At 65.4% G+C, this 19,469-nt stretch carries 18 protein-coding genes; 12 read left to right on the forward strand and 6 right to left on the reverse strand.

Going from position 1 to position 19,469, the window contains the following annotated elements:
- Positions 1-13: 13 nt before the first annotated feature.
- Positions 14-2,191 (reverse strand): malate synthase G, encoded by a 2,178-nt coding sequence (locus ACTHJ1_RS13040; protein ID WP_440193013.1) that lies wholly within the window; start codon positions 2,189-2,191, stop codon positions 14-16.
- Between the two features lie 275 nt (positions 2,192-2,466).
- Between ACTHJ1_RS13040 and glcC the strand changes: the two genes are divergently transcribed.
- On the forward strand, positions 2,467-3,231 hold the full coding sequence (gene glcC / locus ACTHJ1_RS13045) for a transcriptional regulator GlcC (RefSeq protein ID WP_440193015.1): 765 nt from the start codon (positions 2,467-2,469) through the stop codon (positions 3,229-3,231).
- 22 nt (positions 3,232-3,253) lie between these two features.
- Here glcC and ACTHJ1_RS13050 read toward each other — a convergent pair whose 3' ends face one another.
- From ACTHJ1_RS13050 to ACTHJ1_RS13060, 3 genes are read right to left on the reverse strand one after another with little or no spacing between them, the layout of a single operon-like run.
- Complete coding sequence (locus tag ACTHJ1_RS13050; RefSeq protein ID WP_440193017.1) at positions 3,254-3,844, reverse strand: class I SAM-dependent methyltransferase; 591 nt, start codon at positions 3,842-3,844, stop codon at positions 3,254-3,256.
- A gap of 13 nt (positions 3,845-3,857) precedes the next feature.
- On the reverse strand, positions 3,858-4,781 hold the full coding sequence (ubiA, locus tag ACTHJ1_RS13055) for a 4-hydroxybenzoate octaprenyltransferase (RefSeq protein WP_440193019.1): 924 nt from the start codon (positions 4,779-4,781) through the stop codon (positions 3,858-3,860).
- Between the two features lie 31 nt (positions 4,782-4,812).
- Positions 4,813-6,012, reverse strand: coding sequence for a PLP-dependent aminotransferase family protein (locus tag ACTHJ1_RS13060; RefSeq protein ID WP_440193021.1), 1,200 nt, complete (start codon positions 6,010-6,012; stop codon positions 4,813-4,815).
- Positions 6,013-6,174: 162 nt separating this feature from the next.
- Between ACTHJ1_RS13060 and ACTHJ1_RS13065 the strand changes: the two genes are divergently transcribed.
- The gene (locus ACTHJ1_RS13065; protein WP_440193023.1) at positions 6,175-7,803 is read left to right on the forward strand and encodes a GMC family oxidoreductase; all 1,629 of its coding nucleotides are present in this window, start codon (positions 6,175-6,177) and stop codon (positions 7,801-7,803) included.
- 30 nt (positions 7,804-7,833) lie between these two features.
- Positions 7,834-9,132: a putative Na+/H+ antiporter gene (locus ACTHJ1_RS13070; protein ID WP_440193025.1), complete on the forward strand. Its 1,299-nt coding sequence runs from the start codon at positions 7,834-7,836 to the stop codon at positions 9,130-9,132.
- Between the two features lie 7 nt (positions 9,133-9,139).
- Here ACTHJ1_RS13070 and ACTHJ1_RS13075 read toward each other — a convergent pair whose 3' ends face one another.
- The gene (locus tag ACTHJ1_RS13075; protein WP_440193027.1) at positions 9,140-9,433 is read right to left on the reverse strand and encodes a DUF1330 domain-containing protein; all 294 of its coding nucleotides are present in this window, start codon (positions 9,431-9,433) and stop codon (positions 9,140-9,142) included.
- 165 nt (positions 9,434-9,598) lie between these two features.
- Here ACTHJ1_RS13075 and ACTHJ1_RS13080 point away from each other — a divergent pair, with 165 nt between their 5' ends.
- From ACTHJ1_RS13080 to clsB, 5 genes are read left to right on the forward strand one after another with little or no spacing between them, the layout of a single operon-like run.
- The gene (locus ACTHJ1_RS13080) at positions 9,599-9,931 is read left to right on the forward strand and encodes an FmdB family zinc ribbon protein (RefSeq protein ID WP_440193029.1); all 333 of its coding nucleotides are present in this window, start codon (positions 9,599-9,601) and stop codon (positions 9,929-9,931) included.
- Between the two features lie 14 nt (positions 9,932-9,945).
- Positions 9,946-10,584, forward strand: coding sequence for a DUF502 domain-containing protein (locus tag ACTHJ1_RS13085; RefSeq protein ID WP_440193031.1), 639 nt, complete (start codon positions 9,946-9,948; stop codon positions 10,582-10,584).
- Between the two features lie 38 nt (positions 10,585-10,622).
- Positions 10,623-12,413, forward strand: a complete 1,791-nt coding sequence (gene aspS, locus ACTHJ1_RS13090; protein WP_440193033.1) for an aspartate--tRNA ligase — start codon at positions 10,623-10,625, stop codon at positions 12,411-12,413.
- 32 nt (positions 12,414-12,445) lie between these two features.
- Positions 12,446-13,159, forward strand: coding sequence for an endonuclease/exonuclease/phosphatase family protein (locus ACTHJ1_RS13095; protein WP_440193035.1), 714 nt, complete (start codon positions 12,446-12,448; stop codon positions 13,157-13,159).
- The gene (gene clsB / locus ACTHJ1_RS13100) at positions 13,156-14,409 is read left to right on the forward strand and encodes a cardiolipin synthase ClsB (RefSeq protein WP_440193037.1); all 1,254 of its coding nucleotides are present in this window, start codon (positions 13,156-13,158) and stop codon (positions 14,407-14,409) included. The genes ACTHJ1_RS13095 and clsB overlap by 4 nt, the downstream gene beginning before the upstream one ends.
- Before the next feature lies 1 nt (position 14,410).
- Here clsB and ACTHJ1_RS13105 read toward each other — a convergent pair whose 3' ends face one another.
- Positions 14,411-14,980 carry an SRPBCC family protein gene (locus tag ACTHJ1_RS13105; protein ID WP_440193039.1) on the reverse strand — a complete coding sequence of 190 codons (570 nt, stop codon included), beginning with the start codon at positions 14,978-14,980 and terminating at the stop codon, positions 14,411-14,413.
- Between the two features lie 212 nt (positions 14,981-15,192).
- Between ACTHJ1_RS13105 and ACTHJ1_RS13110 the strand changes: the two genes are divergently transcribed.
- From ACTHJ1_RS13110 to ACTHJ1_RS13125, 4 genes are read left to right on the forward strand one after another with little or no spacing between them, the layout of a single operon-like run.
- Positions 15,193-16,641, forward strand: a complete 1,449-nt coding sequence (locus ACTHJ1_RS13110) for a mannose-1-phosphate guanylyltransferase/mannose-6-phosphate isomerase (RefSeq protein WP_440193041.1) — start codon at positions 15,193-15,195, stop codon at positions 16,639-16,641.
- 59 nt (positions 16,642-16,700) lie between these two features.
- On the forward strand, positions 16,701-17,549 hold the full coding sequence (locus ACTHJ1_RS13115) for an alpha-1,2-fucosyltransferase (RefSeq protein ID WP_440193043.1): 849 nt from the start codon (positions 16,701-16,703) through the stop codon (positions 17,547-17,549).
- Complete coding sequence (locus ACTHJ1_RS13120) at positions 17,546-18,691, forward strand: hypothetical protein (protein ID WP_440193044.1); 1,146 nt, start codon at positions 17,546-17,548, stop codon at positions 18,689-18,691. The genes ACTHJ1_RS13115 and ACTHJ1_RS13120 overlap by 4 nt, the downstream gene beginning before the upstream one ends.
- Position 18,692: 1 nt before the next feature.
- Complete coding sequence (locus ACTHJ1_RS13125; protein WP_440193046.1) at positions 18,693-19,421, forward strand: glycosyltransferase family 2 protein; 729 nt, start codon at positions 18,693-18,695, stop codon at positions 19,419-19,421.
- The last annotated feature ends 48 nt before the right edge of the window (positions 19,422-19,469 follow it).

Raw genomic sequence — 19,469 nt, forward strand, 5'->3', positions numbered from 1 at the left:
AGGTCGGGCCGCGCTAGGCCGCGGCCTTGACCTGCGCGCGGTACTTGTGCAGCAGGGGTTCGGTGTAGCCGTTGGGCTGGGCCTCGCCCTCGAACACCAGCGCGCAGGCCGCCTTGTAGGCGAGCGAGGTGTCGAAGTTGCCCGCCATGGGTCGGTAGTTCGCGTCGCCCGCGTTCTGCTTGTCCACCACCGCGGCCATGCGCCGGAAGGTCTCTTCGACCTGGGCCCGGGTCACCACGCCGTGGCGCAGCCAGTTGGCGATGTGCTGGCTGGAGATGCGCAGCGTGGCGCGGTCTTCCATCAGGCCCACGTCGTGAATATCGGGCACCTTGGAGCAGCCCACGCCCTGATCGATCCAGCGCACCACATAACCCAGGATGCCCTGCGCATTGTTCTCGATCTCGGCACGGATTTCTTCGGGCGTCCATTGCGGCGCGGCCACGACCGGCACGGTCAGCAGGCCTTCGAGCAGCGCGTCGCGCACGTCGGCGTAAGCGGTTTTTTCCAGCGCTTGCTGCACGGCCTGCACGTCGACCATATGGTAGTGCAGCGCATGCAGCACCGCCGCGGTGGGCGACGGCACCCAGGCCGTGTTGGCGCCGGCCTTGGGGTGCCCGATTTTCTGTTCCAGCATGGCGGCCATCAGGTCGGGCATGGCCCACATGCCCTTGCCGATCTGGGCATGGCCGCGCAGGCCGCAGTCCAGGCCCACCAGCACGTTGTGGCGCTCGTAGGCGGCGATCCAGGCGCTGGACTTCATGTCGCCCTTGCGCATCATGGGGCCGGCCTGCATGGCCGTATGCATTTCGTCGCCGGTGCGGTCCAGAAAGCCCGTGTTGATGAACACCACGCGCTCGCCGGCTGCCTGGATGCAGGCCTTGAGGTTGACGCTGGTGCGGCGCTCTTCGTCCATGATGCCCATCTTGAGCGTGTTGCGCGGCAGGTCGAGCACATCTTCGACGCGCGAGAACAGCTCGCTGGCGAACAGCACTTCGGCCGGGCCGTGCATCTTGGGCTTGACGATGTAGATGGACCCCGTGCGCGAGTTGCGCTTGAGCGCGAGGTCGCGCATGGCGGCCAGCGACGTGATCAGGGCGTCGAGAATGCCTTCGGGCAGCTCGCGTCCCTGGTCGTCGAGCACGGCCGGGCTGGTCATCAGATGCCCCACGTTGCGGATCAGCATCAGCGAGCGCCCGTGCAGCGTGAGACTGCCGCCCTGCGGCGCGGTGTAGACGCGATCGGGATTCATGCGGCGGGTGAAGGTCTTGCCGTTCTTGACGAGGTCTTCGGTCAAGTCGCCCTTGATCAGGCCCAGCCAGTTGCGGTAGATGTGCACTTTGTCTTCGGCATCGACCGCAGCCACCGAGTCTTCGCAATCCATGATGGTGCTGACGGCGGCTTCGACGAGCACGTCTTTCACGCCGGCGGCGTCGGTCTTGCCGATGGCGTGGCTGCGGTCGATCTGGATCTCGAAGTGCAGGCCGTGGTTGACGAGCAGCACGGCCGAAGGCTGCGCGGCGTCGCCTTGATAGCCGGCGAATTTCTCGGGCGACTGCAGGCCGGCTTCGCCTTGTGCGGTCGTCACCACCAGCTTGCCGTCGCGCACCGAATAGCCGGTGGCCTGGGCGTGCGACCCCTGGGCCAGCGGCGCCGCCTGATCGAGAAAGGCGCGCGCGCGCGCGATGACGGCCTGGCCGCGCTTGGGGTTGAAGCCGGCGGCGGGCGCGAGATCGCCGGTTTGCGCGATGGCGTCGGTGCCGTAGAGCGCGTCGTACAGGCTGCCCCAGCGCGCGTTGGCGGCGTTGAGCGCGTAGCGCGCGTTGGAGGCGGGCACCACCAGCTGCGGGCCGGCCTGCACGGCGAACTCGGCATCGACATGGGTCGTGTGAATTTTGACCTGAGCCGGCACGGGCACCAGATACCCGATGCTTTCCAGGAACGCGCGATAGGCCGACGGGTCGGCGATCGGGCCGGGATGGGCGCGGTGCCAGTCGTCGAGCTGCTGCTGCAGGCGATCGCGCTGGGCCAGCAGTTCGCGGTTGCGCGGCGCCATATCGTGCGCCAGGGCCGCGAAGCCCTTCCAGAACGCGGCGCTGTCCAGCCCCGTGCCCGGCAGGGCTTCCTGTTCGATGAAATCGTAAAGAGGCTTGGCGACCTGCAGGCCGTATTGATTGATGCGGGGAGTCGTCATGGCGCGTTTCGCAAGAGGGGGTCGTGGGGCGCCGCCGGGCGGTGTCGTCAGCGCCGGCGCGTTTCAATGCAAATAATGGCGGCGCCGCGCGAGGCTGTCCATATCAAAGGTCTCTGGTCATACCAGTTTTTCCGTCAACAAATTAGCAGATTGATTAAATTTCTCTTATATTTCATGGCATTGGTATAAACCCGTCGCTCTTTTCTGGTTTGATCTGGCATTGGTCATACCAGCAATAGCCGGCCGATCGATCCCCCTGATTTTCGGAAAAAGCCATGGACATGAAAGCGCATCAGCCCCCCCGCCTGGTGGCCGACGCCGTCGCCGAGCGCATCGAGGGCCTGATCGCCGATGGCGTGCTCAAGAGCGGGCAGCCCTTGCCGTCCGAGCGCCGTCTTACCGAAAAACTCGGCGTGTCGCGCACCGCGCTGCGCGAAGGCCTGCGCCTGCTGCGCGCGCGCGGCATCATTCATACCGAGCAGGGCCGGGGTTCTTATGTGTCGCAGATTGCGCAAGTCGATGCCCAGCCGCTGGTGCATCTGTTCCAGTCGCAGCCTCGCACCCTGTATGACCTGCTCGAAGTGCGCGCCCTGCTCGAAGGCGAATCGGCCCGTCTGGCCGCGCTGCGCGGTACCGATATCGACTTCATCATGATCCGGCGCCGCTACGAAGCCATGTTGGCCGAACGCGTGCAGGAGACGGGAACGGCCAAACACGCGCATCTAGACCATGCCTTTCACCTGTCGATCTGCGAGGCTTCGCACAATCCGGTGCTGGTGCACACGCTGCAGGCGCTCAACGACCTGATGCTGGGATCGGTGTTCGCCTGCGTCAACAACCTCTACCACCGCGAGCCGCACAAACGCGACATCGACAAGCAGCACGCGGATCTGTTTCATGCCGTCGTCGGCCGCCAGCCCGAGCAGGCGCACCGCGCGGCGACCGCGCACGTAGACAGCGTGCGCAAGAGCCTGAGCGACATCGAGCAGGAAGAACAGCGCCTGGTGCGCGCAACGCGGCGGCTGGAGGGGTGGGCGTAGATACGGACGGCGCAAAGGCCGTCTAGATCCGCTGGGCCACGACGCGATAGACGCGTTTGCCGGAAGACTGATTGACCGCGTCTTCGCTGAACACGATGCGGGTGCCCGGCAGATTGTCGAGCACGAGCGAAGCATCGAAGGCGGAATACAACCGGCCGGTCTTGTCCCGCGCATCCGCGCCTTCGGTCACGCGCCAGCTCAGGTAGAGCATGCCGCCCGGCTTGAGAATGGCGGTCAGGCGCCGGCAGGCGGCCGCGATCTGCGCGGCCGGCAGGTGCATGATCACCGTTTCGCACAGCACATTGTCGAACGTGCCGTCCTCGATTTCACGCAGCTCGGGCAGCGAGGCCGTCTTGAACGGGCTGTGCGGAAAAGCCAGCCGCGCGCGTTCCAGCAAGCCTTCGGACGCGTCGTAGCCCACGGCCGGATAGCCGTTGGCATACAGCCAGGCCGTATCGCGGCCCGCGCCGCAGCCGATATCGGCCGTAGTGCCGCCCAGTTTGAAGAAGCGCCGCAGCCTTTCATACATATCGTCCGGCGCGGGCTGCTCGAGCCATTCGTCGGCGTATTGCCCCGCCGACGCGGTATAGGTGTCGACGGTCGCTTTATCCATGTCGGTATGCGGCCTACAGCAGCGCGCCGGCCAGCGCCGCGGCGATCAGGATCACGCCCACCCAGAGGTTGGCGCGGAACAACATGAAGTTGCGGTCGGGCCGCTGCAGATCGAACACCGCGAGCTGCCAGCCGAAATGCGCAGCCAGCACGATCATGCCCAGGTAATAGAACCCGCCCGCGTCTAGGCGATGCCCCGCCCAGGCCCACAGCAGCAGCGTGGCGGCGTAGAAACCGCCTATCCACGCCTTGCCCCGGTCGGCAAAGCGCATGGCGGTGGAATGCAGGTTCAGGCGGCGGTCGTCGCGCACGTCCACATAGGCATAGATGCTGTCATAGCCCACCTGCCACAGCACTGCGCCCAGCCACATCGCCACGCCGGCCAGGGGCAGCACGCCGCGCGTATCCGACCATGCCATCAGCATGCCCCAGTTGAAGCAGATGCCCAGCACGACCTGCGGCCAGTACGTCACGCGCTTGCAGAAGGGGTAGATGAAGACGAAAGGCAATACCGCCAGCGCCAGCCAACGGCTATAGCCGTTGATGAAGAACAGCAGACAGGCGCAGACCGCCAATTGCCCGATGAGAAAAGCCACCGCCTGCCGCATGCCCAGCTGCCCGCTGGTCAGGGGCCGAAAGCGCGTGCGTTCGACGTGCTTGTCGATGTCGCGGTCCCACATGTCGTTGACGGTGCAGCCGATGCCGCGCATCAAGAGCGCGCCCAGCGAAAACACGATCAGCCGCCTGATCGACGGAAAGCCGCCCGCCGCCTGCACCAGCGCGGCGATGCAGGGCAGCAGCGTCAGCCACGTGCCGATCGGGCGATCGAGCCGGCACAGCCGCGCATAAGGCCGCCACGACCGCGGCAGCCAGTGCTCGACCCAATCGTTGAAAACGATGTCGTTCAGATCGGGGGCGGAAGAACGCGTAGAAGTCATGACGTCACAACAACGTGCGCTGCCGTCAATCTCAAACCTTTTGTTTGAGCAGCTTACCCAAGATGGCGATGCCCGTGCGGATCTTCTCTTCGGGCACGGTCGCGAAGCTCAGGCGCATGGTGTTGTGCTGCGGCTTGCCGGCAAAGAACGGCCCGCCCGGCACGAAGGCCACGTTCTGTTCCACCGCCTCGGTCAGGAGCTTCTGCGTGTCGATGTGCGCGGGCACCGTCACCCACAGGAACATGCCGCCTTCGGGCTTGGTCCAGGTGACGCCGGCCGGGAACTCGCGTTCGAGCGACTCCAGCATGCAGCGGCCCTGCTTGCGGTAGATCTCGCGCACATGGGGCAGGTGCTCGGCCAGAAAGCCGTCTTTGACCGCCTCGTACACCGCCATCTGCGTGAGCGTGGGCGTGTGCAGATCGGTGGCCTGCTTGGCCTGCACCAGCTTGTGGATGATCTTGGCGTGCGCGGCGATGAAGCCCAGGCGCAGGCCGGGAGCCAGCACCTTGGAGAACGTACCCAGGCGGATGACGTTGGCGCCGACCTCGGCGCCCAGCGTCAGCAGGCTCGGCTGGGGCTCGCCGGCATAGCGCAGCTCGCCGTAGGGATCGTCTTCGATGATGGGGAACTTGAGGCTGGCGGCCTTTTGCACCAGCGCCTCGCGGCGCGCGCGGTCGAGCGTGCGGCCGGTGGGGTTCTGGAAGTTGGGCAGGGCGTACAGAAAGCGCGCGCCGGCGGCCAGCTCGGGCGTGATGGCCTCGGGGATCAGGCCGCCCTCGTCGGTGGCTACCGTGGCATAGGCGGGCTGATACTGGCTGAACGACTGCAGGGCGCCCAGGTAGGTCGGGTCTTCGACCAGCACCTTGCTGCCCTTGTCGATCAGGATCTTGCCCAGCAGATCGAGCGCCTGCTGCGAGCCGGACACGATCAGAATGTTGTCGAGGGTCAGGTTCGCGCCGGCCTTGTTCAGGTCTTGCGCCACCCACTCGCGCAGCGGCTTGTAGCCTTCGGTGGGGCCGTACTGCAAAGCGACCTTGCCGTTCTCGGCCAATACCTTGTCGAACGTCTCGCGCATCTTCTCGACCGGGAAGCCCGCCGGGGCCGGCAGGCCGCCTGCAAAGGAAATGACCTCGGGCCGTTCGGTGACCTTGAGGATTTCGCGAATGGCGGAGCTGGTGAGCTGATTGGCGCGTTCCGAGAAAACGCACTCGGGTTCGTAAGGTTTGTCCATGGAGTGTCTGACCAGAAAAGAGCTGAAATAACGGCGAAAAAGACATGCGCCGGATCGGCCTTATTGTCACATATCGCCTATGAGGCGACCCATGCGGCACCGATCACCCGGCATGAATTGCGCCAGTACGGTTACATTTAAGCCAGAACAGGAGACAAAAGCATGACCGCCTCAAACGCTTCCGCAACCCGCTACGACTATGTGATCGTCGGCGGCGGCACCGCCGGCTGCCTGCTGGCCAACCGGCTGTCGGCCGACCCGGCCGTCAAGGTGCTGCTGCTGGAAGCCGGCGGCCCAGACGACTGGCGCTGGCTGCACATCCCCGTCGGCTACCTGTACTGCATCGGCAATCCGCGCACCGACTGGTGCTACCGCACACAAGCCGACCCGGGCATTGCGGGCCGCAGCCTGGGCTACCCGCGCGGGCGCGTCCTGGGCGGCAGCTCGTCGATCAACGGCATGATCTACATGCGCGGCCAAAAGGCCGACTACGACGGCTGGGCGGCGCAGGGCAACAGCGGCTGGAGCTGGGACGACGTGCTGCCGCTGTTCAAGGCGGTCGAAGACCATCACGCCGGAAGCAGCGCCTTTCATGGCGCCGGCGGCGAATGGCGCGTCGAGCGCCAGCGTCTTTCCTGGACCTTGCTCGACGCCTTCCGCGACGCCGCGGGGCAGGCCGGGCTGGCGAGAATCGAAGACTTCAACTGCGGCGACAACGAAGGCTGCAACTACTTCGAAGTCAATCAGCGGCAAGGCGTGCGCTGGAGCGCGGCCAAGGCCTTTTTGCATCCGGTGCGGCAGCGGCCCAATCTGCATGTGATCACCGGCGCGCAAGCGGCCGGCCTCACCTTCGAGGGCAAACGCGCGCGGGGCGTGCGCTATCGCCTGGCCGACGGCGTCGAGCGCGAAGCCCGCGCCGCAGGCGAAGTGGTGTTGGCGGCGGGTTCGATCGGTTCGACGCAATTGCTGCAAGTGTCCGGCATCGGCCCGCAGGCGCTGCTGCAATCGTTGGGCGTGCCGGTGCTGCACGATCTGCCCGGCGTGGGCGGCAACCTGCAGGACCATCTGCAGCTGCGGCTCATCTACAAGGTCGGCGGCAATGCCCGCACGCTCAACACCATGGCCAACTCGTTGCGGGGCAAGGCCATGATGGGTCTGCAATACGCGCTCTTCAAGCGCGGCCCGCTGACCATGGCGCCGTCGCAGCTGGGCGCCTTTGCGCGCAGCAGCCCCGAATACACGCGCGCCAATGTGCAATATCACGTGCAGCCGCTTTCTCTGGATAAGTTCGGCGACGCCCTGCACGCGTTTCCGGCCTTCACCGCGTCGGTCTGCAATCTGCGGCCCTCCAGCCGCGGCACTGTGCGCATCACGTCCGCCGATGCGCGCACCGCGCCCGAGATCCTGTGCAACTATTTGTCCACGGAAGAAGACTGCAAGGTGGCGGCCGACAGCGTGCGCCTGACGCGCCGCATCGTGTCGCAGCCCGCGCTGGCGCAGTACCACCCGGAGGAATTCAAGCCGGGCGCCTCCTTGCAGACCCAGGAAGACCTGGTCAACGCCGCGCGCGAGATCGGCACCACGATCTTCCACCCGGTGGGCACGTGCAAAATGGGCAACGACCCGCTGGCCGTGGTCGACGATCAATTGCGCGTGCGCGGCGTCGAGGGCCTGCGCGTGATCGATGCGTCCATCATGCCCACCATCACCTCGGGCAACACCAATTCACCCACCCTGATGATCGCGGAAAAAGGCGCGCGCCTGCTGCTCGCCGCGCGCCGGCAATACTAAAGCTTTTCAGCGTCAACCGATTCCACGCTTATGTCCACTGCCATCGAAATCACCGCAACCCTGTGCTTCGCGCTAGCCGTGCTGCACACGTTTTCCGTATCGATCTTTGCGCGGCTGGCGCATCGCGGCGGCCCGCATGCGGGGGTGTGGCATCTATTGGCCGAAGTCGAGGTCGTGTTCGGCGCCTGGGCCTTCGTGCTGCTGGTGGCCATCGCCGCGCTGGCCGACGTCCCCACGGCCGTGAAGTATCTGGACGGCAGCAACTTCACCGAGGCGCTGTTCGTCTTCGCCATCATGGTCGTGGCCGCCAGCCGGCCCGTGCTGGAGCTGGCGCGCCTGCTGCTCTACGGCGTGGTGCGGCTGATTCCGGTGCGCCGCGAACTGGGCATGTTCTTCCTGATCATGGCCCTGGTGCCGCTGGCCGGCTCCTTCATCACCGAGCCGGCGGCCATGACGCTGGCCGCCATCTTGCTGCGCGACGCGTATTTTCGCGCGCTCGGCAACGCGCGCTTCAAGTATCTGACACTGGGCGTGTTGTTCGTCAACATCTCGATCGGCGGCGTCCTTACGGCGTATGCCGCTCCGCCCGTGCTGATGGTGGCCACTGCCTTCGGCTGGGATACGCCCCACATGCTCGTGCATTTCGGCCATCGGGCCGCGGCGGCCGTCCTGTTCAACGCCGTGGTCCTGACCTGGCTGTGCCGCCGCGACGTGCTTGCCGCAGCCGCCGCGACCCGTCCTGCACGGCAGGACGCGAACGAGACCGATGCGGGCAGCGGCAATACCGGCCGCCCTCCGGTGCCGGTCTGGATCATGGCCGTACACCTGGCCTTCCTGGCCGGCGTGGTGCTGGGAGCGCACCATCCGCCGGTATTCCTGGGCCTGCTCATGCTCTTTATCGGCTTTTGCAGCGCCTACAAGCGCTACCAGGGCCGCCTGCTGATCAAAGAGGGCCTGCTGGTCGGCTTTTTCCTGGCGGGCCTGGTCGTGCTGGGCGGCCTGCAGCAGTGGTGGCTGCAGGATCTGCTGGGCGGCCTGTCGCCCCAGGTGCTGTACTGGGGCACGGCGGCGTTGACCGCGCTCACCGACAACGCGGCGCTGACCTACCTGGGTTCGCTGGTTCACGGCACCAGCGAGGCCTGGCGCACGATGCTGGTGGCCGGGGCCGTGACGGGCGGCGGGCTCACCGTCATCGCCAACGCGCCCAACCCGGCCGGCTTCGCGCTGCTCAAGGGGTATTTTCCCGACGAGTCGATCTCTGCCGGCAAGCTGCTGCTGGCGGCGCTGGCGCCCACGCTGGTCGCGGCGGGGGCGTTTCTGCTGTTCTAGCGGCGCGTCACTCCACGCCCTGCACGATCCGAAAGTCGCGTTCGACCGAGTCGCCCAGGGCGTCCAGCGCCTGCCGGTACGCCGCGCTGTCGTGGCAGGCGATGGCCTTTTCCACGCTATCGAACTCGACCACGGTCGTGCGCTGAACCAGGCCGTGCTCGGCGGCCTGCACCGCCACACCGCGGGCCACGAAGCGCCCGCCGCCGGCGATCACCGCCGGGCTGGCCAGCTTGGCGTACGCATCCAGTTTTTGCGGATCGTTGATCTTGCGGTACGAGACAACCCAATAGCCTTTCGCCATTTCCATCCTCCTGGTTTGACCTTGCGGCAATGGGCTAGATTAACGCCATCGGACGCCGGGCCGTTCGCCCCCGCCGGCCCGGCCCGGCATTTCCCCCGGTTCGGCTAAAATCTCCTGTTATCTTCATTTTTCACGGCGCCCTGGTTTGCGGGCGCATGGCTCGATATGCCGATCTACGCCTACAAGTGCAGCGCCTGCGGCCATGCCGCCGACGTGCTGCAAAAAATCTCCGATGCGCCCCTGACGGTCTGCCCCCAGTGCGGCCAGGCCACCTACGCCAAGCAGGTCACGGCCGCGGGTTTCCAACTCAAGGGTTCGGGCTGGTACGTCACGGATTTCCGCAACAACGGCGCAAACAACGGCGCCGCGGCCAAGCCGGCTGCGTCGCCCGATGCGGCCGCGCCGTCCGAGCCGGCCAAATCGTCCGGCGACGGCAGCACTGCCGCCGCGCCCGCCGCCGCTGCGCCGCCGGCAGCGCCCACTTCATCGTCCACCTGACAAGGCCGGGCCCCGTGCTCAAAAAATTCTTCATTACCGGCCTTCTGGTCTGGATCCCGCTGGTGATCACCATCTGGGTGATCGGCCTGATCGTCAACACGCTCAGCGGCGTCGTACCCGACTTCCTGTCGTCCCAGGCGCTCTTTCACCGGCACATTCCCGGGTTCGGCTTCGTGCTGGTGATCGCGGTCATTCTCGTCACCGGCATGTTCACCGCCAATTTCCTGGGCCGCCGCCTGTTCACCCTGTGGGAGCGCCTGCTCAACCAGATCCCGCTGGTGCGCTCCATCTACAGTTCGGTCAAGCAGGTCAGCGACACGGTGCTCGCGCCCAACGGCCGGGCCTTTCGCCAGGCGGTGCTGATCGAATACCCGCGCAAGGGCTCGTGGACGATCGCCTTTCTCACGGGCGAACCCGGGGGCGAGGTGGCCGGGCATCTGCCGGGCGAGCACCTGAGCGTCTACGTGCCCACCACGCCCAACCCCACGTCGGGCTTTTTCCTCATCGTGCCGCGCGGCGAGGTCATCGAGCTGCGCATGTCGGTCGACGCCGCGCTCAAGTACATCGTTTCGATGGGCGTCGTGGCGCCGCCCGCGCCCATTGCGCCCGTCGCCATGCCCGAAGCGTCCGACGCGCATCTGGGCGCACGCTGAACACACTTCACATCTATACCCAATACGGAGTCTTTTCCATGAGCCGCACCTGCTACACCGGCCAAGTTTGCCGCGATCATCTCGGCCAGACTGTCACCCTGTACGGCTGGGTGAATCGGCGCCGCGACCATGGCGGCGTCATCTTCATCGACATGCGCGACCGCGCCGGCCTGGCCCAGATCGTGTTCGACCCCGACAACGCCGCGGCCTTCAAGATCGCCGAAGGCCTGCGCAACGAGTTCTGCATCCGCATCGTCGGTCTGGTGCGCAACCGCCCCGAAGGCACGACCAACCCCGACATGGCGTCGGGCGAAGTCGAGATCCTGTGCCGCGAAGTCGAGGTGCTCAACGCCTCGGTCACGCCGCCTTTCCAGCTCGACGACGACAATCTGTCGGAAACCACGCGCTTGACGCACCGCGTGCTGGACCTGCGCCGCATGCCCATGCAGCGCAACCTCATGCTGCGCTACCGCGTGTCCATCGAGGTGCGCAAATACCTGGACGGCCTGGGCTTCATCGACATCGAAACGCCCATGCTCACCAAGAGCACCCCCGAAGGCGCGCGCGACTACCTCGTGCCCTCGCGCGTGAACGCCGGCCACTTCTTCGCGCTGCCGCAGTCGCCGCAGCTGTTCAAGCAGATGCTCATGGTCGCCGGCTTCGACCGCTACTATCAAATCACCAAGTGCTTCCGCGACGAGGACCTGCGCGCCGACCGCCAGCCCGAGTTCACGCAGATCGACTGCGAGACCTCGTTCCTGAACGAAGTCGAGATCCGCGACATCTTCGAAGGCATGATCCGCCACGTGTTCAAGGTGGTGCAGGACGTAGACCTGCCGGCCTTCCCGCAAATGACCTGGACCGAAGCCATGACGCGCTACGGTTCCGACAAGCCCGACCTGCGCGTGCAGCTCGAGTTCACCGACGTCACCGACGTGATGCGCGACGTGGACTTCAAGGTCTTTTCCTCGGCGGCCAATATGGCCGGCGGCCGCGTGGTGGCCCTGTGCGTGCCCGGCGGCGGCGACATGCCGCGCAGCGAGATCGACTCCTACACCCAGTTCGTCGGCATCTACGGCGCCAAGGGCCTGGCCTACATCAAGGTCAACGAGCAGGCCAAGGGCCGCGAGGGCCTGCAGTCGCCCATCGTCAAGAACCTGCATGACGCCGCCATCGCCGAACTGCTCAAGCGCACCGGCGCCAAAGACGGCGACATCCTCTTCTTCGGCGCCGACAGCGCCAAGGTCGTCAACGACGCCATCGGCGCGCTGCGCGTGAAAATCGGCCACAGCGAGTTCGGCAAGAAGACGGGCCTGTTCACCGCCGGCTGGAAGCCGCTGTGGGTCGTCGACTTTCCCATGTTCGAATACGACGAGGAAGAAGGCCGCTACACCGCCGCCCACCACCCCTTCACCAGCCCCAAGGACGGCCACGAGGACTACCTCGAAACCGATCCGGGCAAAGCCATTGCCAAGGCGTACGACATGGTGCTCAACGGTTGGGAAATCGGCGGCGGCTCGGTGCGTATCCATCGCGAAGAAGTGCAGAGCAAGGTCTTTCGCGCCCTCAAGATCGGCGCCGAAGAAGCCCGCGAGAAGTTCGGCTTTCTGCTGGACGCGCTGCAGTACGGCGCGCCCCCGCACGGCGGCCTGGCCTTCGGCCTGGACCGCATCGTCACCATGATGACCGGCGCCGAGTCGATCCGCGACGTGATCGCCTTCCCCAAGACCCAGCGCGCGCAGGACCTGCTCACCCAGGCGCCGTCCGAGGTCGACGAGAAGCAACTGCGCGAGCTGCACATCCGGCTGCGCAACGTCGAGGCCAAGTAGGCAAGGGTTGCGACAACGGTAAGGAGAGGGTGATGGCCAGGCTGCGCGTCGTCACCTACAACATCCACAAGGGCCGCTCGTCCCTGGGGCTGCGCGAGTCGCTCAACGGCTTGCGGCCCGCCTTGCACGGGCTGCATCCCGACCTGGTCTTTCTGCAGGAAGTCCAGGGCCGCAACGAAAGCATCGTCCAGCTCGACGCGCAGCACGAAATCCTGGCCGCGGCGCTGGACCTGAACATGGTCTACGGGCGCAACGCCGTGCGGCACCGCACCGACCACGGCAATGCCTTTCTATCGCGCCACGCCATCCTGCAGCACGAAAACCAGGACATCTCCGACCACAGGCTGGAGCAGCGCGGCCTGCTGCACGCGCTGGTCGACGTGAGCGGGGTGCACGTGCACTGCTTCGTGGTGCACCTGGGCCTGTTCGCGGCCAGCCGCGTGCGTCAGGCGCAGGCCCTGGCCGAGCGCATCCGCGCTTTCGTGTCCGACGACGCTCCCGTGCTGGTGGCGGGCGACTTCAACGACTGGGGCGACAAGCTCACCCCTTTCTTCACGCAAGACCTGGGTCTGTCCGACGTGTTCGGCCGCACGCCGCGCACCTTTCCGTCGCTGTTCCCGTGGTTCCGCCTGGACCGCATCTATCAGCGCGGCTTCGACGTGCACGAGGCCCGCGTCCTGCGCGGCCCGCAGTGGGCCCGGCTTTCGGACCACGCGCCGCTGCTGGCCGAGCTCGAGCTCAGATGAACGACAAGGCGCTCGACTTTCTCTCCTGGACCGACGGCAACGCCGTGCGCCTGCTGCAAAACGGCGCCGATTTCTTTCCCGCGCTGTGCGCGGCCATCGACGCGGCGCAGCGCAGCGTGCACCTGGAGACCTACATCTTCGCCTTCGATCCCGCCGGCGACCGTGTGCTCGACTGTCTCGTGGCCGCGGCCCGCCGCGGGGTGCATGTCTGCGTGGTGCTCGACGGCTTCGGCAGCCATGCCGTCATCGACCGCGTGCGCGGCCGCCTGGCCGCCGTCGACGCGCAATGCCTGGTCTTTCGCCCCGAGCCGCGCTTTCTGGGCAAGCTCGTTCCCGCGCGCAGCCGGCTGCGCCGCCTGCACCGCAAGACGGCCGTCATCGATGCGGCCGTGGCGTTTGTCGGCGGCATCAACATCGAAGACGACTACGACGAAGACAGCACCACGCCGCGCTTCGACTTTGCCGTGCAGATCCGCGGTCCGCTGGTGGCCGACGTGATGCATGCGCAGGACCTGCTGCACGTGCGCCTGAACTGGGTACGCCTGCGCGCCAGCCTGCCCCGCCCTCAGGCCTGGCATCGCATGCGGCAGATCATGCCGCTGCTCAAGCCCCGGCGGGCTTTCGTCGCCGAAGCCGTCGACACGGACTTGACGCTGCCTTCGCAATACGACCGCGTGCGCGCCGCGCTGGTGCTGCGCGACAACGTACGCTACCGCCAGGTGTTCGAGCGGGCGTATCTATGCTGCATACGCAGCGCCCGGCACGAGATCCTCATCGCGAACGCGTACTTCTTTCCGGGCAGGGATTTTCGCAAAGCCCTGCTCGATGCCGCCGCGCGCGGCGTGCGGGTGCGCATTTTGCTGCAGGGCAAGTCGGATCACCGCATTCTTTACCACGCCACCCGCGCGCTGTACGACACGTTCATCGCCGGCGGCATCGAAATCTACGAATACCGCATCGGCTATCTGCACGCCAAGGCCGCCGTCATGGACGGCATCGCCACGGTGGGCTCGTCCAACCTGGACCCTTTCAGCCTGCTGCTGGCGCGCGAGGCCAATGTGGTCGTCGACGACGCGGCCTTCGGAGCCGACCTGAAGGCCCGCATCGAGCAGGGCATGACGCGCGGCGGCACCCTCATCGCGCAGCAAGACCTGCGCCGCCGCGGCTGGCTGCGGCGCGGCGTCGAAACGCTGTCGTTCTTCGCGCTGCGGCTGGGCGTGGCGTTGACCGGCAAGGCCGATTCGTTCTGACCTATTGGTACAGCAGGTGATAGCCCACCAGCGCCACCACCACCAAGGCCACCACGGCCCAGGACCAGGATGAATTGGCCATGCCCGTGGCCTCGGGCTCGGGCGGGGGCGGCGGGGGCGCCGTGCGGGGCTGGCGCGACATGTGCTCGATGAAGGCGGCAAAGAACTTGTCCAGGATCTTCTGGCCGGCCTTGAGCACCACCGCCTCGCCCAGCTCGGCCAGCTTGCCGCCGGCCATGCCGGCCACGGTATAGCTCACGCGCGTGCCGTTTTCTTTTTCGGCCAGCGTGAGCTGGGCCGTGCCGATGGCCAGGCCAGCGGCGGCGCCCATGCCCTCGAAAGCCAGCATGGCCCCGCGGCCGGGCTCCACATCGGACAGCAAAATCTCGCCCTGGTAGTCGTGCTCCAGCCCGCCGATCTTGGTGCGCAGGGTCAGGGCGTATTCGGCGGGGCTGAGCTGCCTGACCTCGACGCACCCGGGCAAGCACTTTTGCAGCACCTGCGGGTCGACCAACGCGTCCCAGGTCTGGTGAGGCGTGGAAGGGATCCACTGGGCATCGGCTATGCGCATGGCTGTCTCCTGGTTGGATTTGGTTTCATGCGGCAACGGGCTATGTGTTCATTTTGACCCTGTGCTGGCGTTTTCACCAGGGGTGCGAGGGTAGGCGCGCATCGCCTTTCAACTTGGACGCCTATCGAGGCCATGACCGGCCCGCAGACTATACTTTTGCATCTAAAGCAGCCCGGTTCCGACAAGCGGGCGCAAACCGGAGTCCCACCCCCATGATCGCAGTCTCGCCCGTAATTCTCTGCGGCGGTTCAGGCACGCGCTTGTGGCCTTTGTCCCGTGCAGGCTTTCCCAAGCAGTTTCTTTGCCTCACGGGCAACGAGAGCCTGTTCCAACAAGCAGCCCATCGCCTGGCCGGCCTGGCAGGCGACGGCCTGGCCGTTGCCGCGCCCTTTATCGTCAGCAACGAAGAGCACCGCTTTCTGGCTATGGAGCAACTGCGCGAAGCGGGCATCGAGCCGGGCACTGCCCTGCTCGAGCCGATCGGCCGCAACACGGCCCCGGCCCTGACGCTGGCGGCGCTGGCCGCGCGCGAAAACGGCGACGATCCCGTGCTGGTGGTGACACCTGCCGACCAGACCGTGGCGGACACGGCCGCGTTCACGACGGCCATGCGCCAGGCGGTGCGCATCGCCGCAGAAGGCGCCATCGTCATCCTGGGCATCACGCCGGATCGCCCCGAAACCGGCTACGGCTACATAAAAACCCAAGCATCCGGCGATGCGACCAAGGCAGACATGCCTGTCGAGCGCTTCGTCGAAAAGCCCGACGCGCCAACCGCGCAGGCCTACCTGGCCGAAGGCGGCTACTACTGGAACGCGGGCATGTTCGTGCTCAAGGCCTCGGTATGGCTGGCCGCGCTGGAGCGCTTTCGGCCCGACATCGTGCAGGCCACGCGCATCGCATGGCAACAGCGCAGCACCGACCAGAAGTTCGTGCGTCCCGGCCGAGCCCAGTTCGAAGCCATCCCCAGCGAATCGATCGATTACGCCGTCATGGAGCATTGCCCCGGCAGCGATTTCTCCATTCGCATGGTGGCGCTGGACGCCGGCTGGAACGACCTGGGCGCCTGGGAGGCCGTGTGGAACACCCTGCCCAAGGATGAAGCCGGCAACGCGCACCTGGGCGATGTGATCACTACGGGCAGCCGCAATACCCTGGTCCAGGCCACCAGCCGCCTGGTCGCCCTGGTGGGCGTGAACGACTTGGTCGTGATTGAAACGCCCGACGCCGTGCTGGTTGCCGACCGCGCCCGCAGCCAGGACGTTAAAGCCATCGTCAACGCCTTGGGCTCGAACGATCGCGAAGAGCACGTCCTGCACCGCAAGGTGCATCGTCCCTGGGGCTGGTACGACAGCATCGACGAAGGCGGCCGCTTCAAGGTCAAGCGCATCCAGGTCAAACCCAAGGCGAGCCTGAGCCTGCAGAAGCATCATCATCGGGCCGAGCACTGGATCGTGGTCAAGGGCACCGCCGAGATCACGCGCGGCAAGGAAGTGCTGCTGCTTACCGAAAACCAGTCGACGTATATCCCGCTGGGAGAGGTGCATCGCTTGACCAATCCCGGTGAGATTCCGCTGGAGATCATCGAAGTGCAGTCAGGGGGGTATCTGGGCGAAGACGACATTGTGCGGCTTGAGGACAATTACGGTCGCAGCCAGTGATCGGGGGACAGGTGGATAAGGTCGTTACTACCTCGTTGTATGGAGGGCTGGGGAATCAATTGTTCCAATATGCGGCGGCGCGTGCCCTGGCGGCGCGGTGCGCAGTTCCCTTGGTATTGGACCTGAGCTGGTTCGACAATATTCCGTCCTCTGATGCGATAACGCCGCGCAACTATGCGCTGTCGCCTTTTGCATTGAATGCCCGAGTACAGTCGATCGGCTTTTATACGCAGCCTCAGAGCTTGCTGAAGAAGGCGTTCAGACGCATGCTGCGCCAATTAGGACTGCCGAGTACGGGGGGCGTGTATTTCGAGAAGTCGTTTGGGTTCGATCCCAACGTCAACACGCTATCTCCACCCGTATGCCTGAACGGGCATTGGCAATCTCTAAAATATTTTTCCGATGCGCAAGACCTCATTCGCGCGGAAATCGGCCGCGTCGGCGATCTGAGCGAGAAGAGCCGCGCATTGCATACGGAGATTTCCTCGACAGACGCCATTTGCCTGCATGTGAGAAGGGGCGACTACGTCACCAACAAGAATGCTGCCCAATTCCATGGCCTTTGCTCCATGGATTACTACCGCCAGGGCGTTCAGATCACTTCCGCGGAGTTGAAGAACCCCCATGGCTATGTGTTCTCTGATGACCCGGAATGGGTGCGGCACAACCTGGACGTCGGCCTGGATTTCACTGTGGTCGACGTCAACGGCCCGGATGACGCCCACCAGGATCTCTGGCTGATGGCAGCATGCAAGAACTTCGTGATCGCCAACAGCTCGCTAAGCTGGTGGGGGGCGTGGCTGGGTGCCTACCCACACAAGCGCGTCGTGGCGCCGCTGGCATGGTTCAAGGACGCGCAGCGCGACACCCGCGATCTCATTCCCGGAGATTGGGTGCGATTGGCATGAATATCGCCTGCCTGACCTGTTTCGTGCCGCGCAAGGAAAACGTCGGCGGCCCCAGCGGGCTGCTGTACCGGATGATCCAAGGGCGTCCGGCAGGAGTGACGCTGACGGTCTATCTCTTCGGCCAGAACCTGGACGGCTACGAAGAGGTTCCCGAAGTGCGGGAACTATCCTCGCAAGGCGTGCGTTTTGTGCGATGCGCGCCTGCTGCCGCTGCCGTGCCCGCGTGGTGGCCCAAAGGGGTCAGGCAGATCGCGGGTTTCGCTTTCCCCGACCTGCGGAAATTCGACGCGGTATGGGCGTATCCCTATTGGTTCGCGCCCATGCTGCGCCACTGCGAACAACCGGTGGTGATCAGCGGCATGGATTGCGCCACCATGCTGTATTGGCGCAAGCTGAAAGCGTCGCGCTTCAAGCCGCGACGGCTGTTGCGCGACCCGGCCGGATTGCTCGCGAACCTGGTCTTCGAGGCCCGCTATTTGCGCGGGCGCCGCGTGCATGTGGTGGGCCGGCAGGATGCCCGGGTGCTTGCCTGCCTGGGCGCGCGCCCTGTGTTCGTGCCGCATCCTTTCCTGGACTACGACCCGCCCGTGCCTGTGCCGCGTCCGGCCGGCAGGCCCTTGACCATTCTGATGTCCGGCCTGGGAGACGCTTTCTACGGCACGCCTCTGTATCTGGACTGGATCAGGACTTTGTGCCACCTGCCGCCGGGCGAGTCGAAGATAGAGCTGGTGCTGCACAAGGCCTCGCGCGAAGCGTTGCAAACCGTCAAGACGCTGACCGCGCAAAGTCCTCGCATCACCGTCCAGGATGTGGCGTGGGTGGACGACTATGCCCGGTTACTGCAATCCGTGGATCTACAGCTGTTCCCGCTGGAAATCGGCGCAGGCACGAAAACGTCCGTGCTGACCGCGCTGCAGCACCAGGTGCGAGCCGTTTGCACGCCCGTGGCGGCGGAAAATATAGAACCCAATCCGTATCTTTACGTGGTGAAAAACGCATCCAGCGATCTGCAGGCGGCCCTGCGCCAGGCGACGGACGCGATTTTTGCGGGCGCAGCGGCGTTGCCTCTGATGGATCGGCATCTGCCCGCCGTGTGCGCGCAAGCGTTCTGGCAGATTTTTGAAAAAAGAGAAATCGACTGATATGCAGACGGAATATCTACTGAGCATCGTCACGGTCACCAAGAACTGTGCAGACACCATCGATAAAACGCTGGACTCCGTGGCGGCGGTAAAAGACAGTCGGGTGGAATACGTGGTGGTGGACGGCGTTTCCACCGACGATACCCTGGAGCGGGTGCGGGCGCGCGGCGGCCTGATCGACCGGCTGGTAAGCGAACCGGACACCGGTATCTATAACGCCATGAACAAGGGCGTGACGCTGGCGCGCGGGCACTACGTCCTGTTCATCAATGGCGACGACAGGCTGGCGCCGGAAGGCTTTCCCACAGTCATGCCGCTGCTGGAAGCGGGCCAGGACCCTATCGTCTGCGCCGGCATGCGCGTCATGAATACTGCCGAAGGCGAGCTGCCCGCGGTGCCGTGGAAGCTGCCGTTTTTTTGCACGGTGCACCACCCGGCCTTGTTTGCCAAGCGCGAGTTGTTGCTGCAGTGGCCGTTTCGTGAAGACCTGCGTATCGCGTCAGATTACGACTTCTTTCTGCGAGCCTATGTGGCCGGCGTTCGGTTCCGTCCGGTGCCGGTGATGACCGCGCTGCATTGGCGCGGCGGCGCGTCGGGCAATGTGGCGCGGTCGGTGGCCGAGACCCGCCAAGTGCAGCGCGAACGGCTGGGCTGGCGCTATCCCCTGTATGGCATGGTGCTTGCCGGATACCGCGTGTGCAAGCGGCTGGGCCTGGTGATAAAGGTCTAGGCAATGCGGTTCGGGGCACCTGCTTTCTCGCCCTGTTTGTGACCTAAT

The organism is Bordetella sp., from assembly GCF_051960075.1.
Lineage (GTDB): Bacteria > Pseudomonadota > Gammaproteobacteria > Burkholderiales > Burkholderiaceae_B > Bordetella.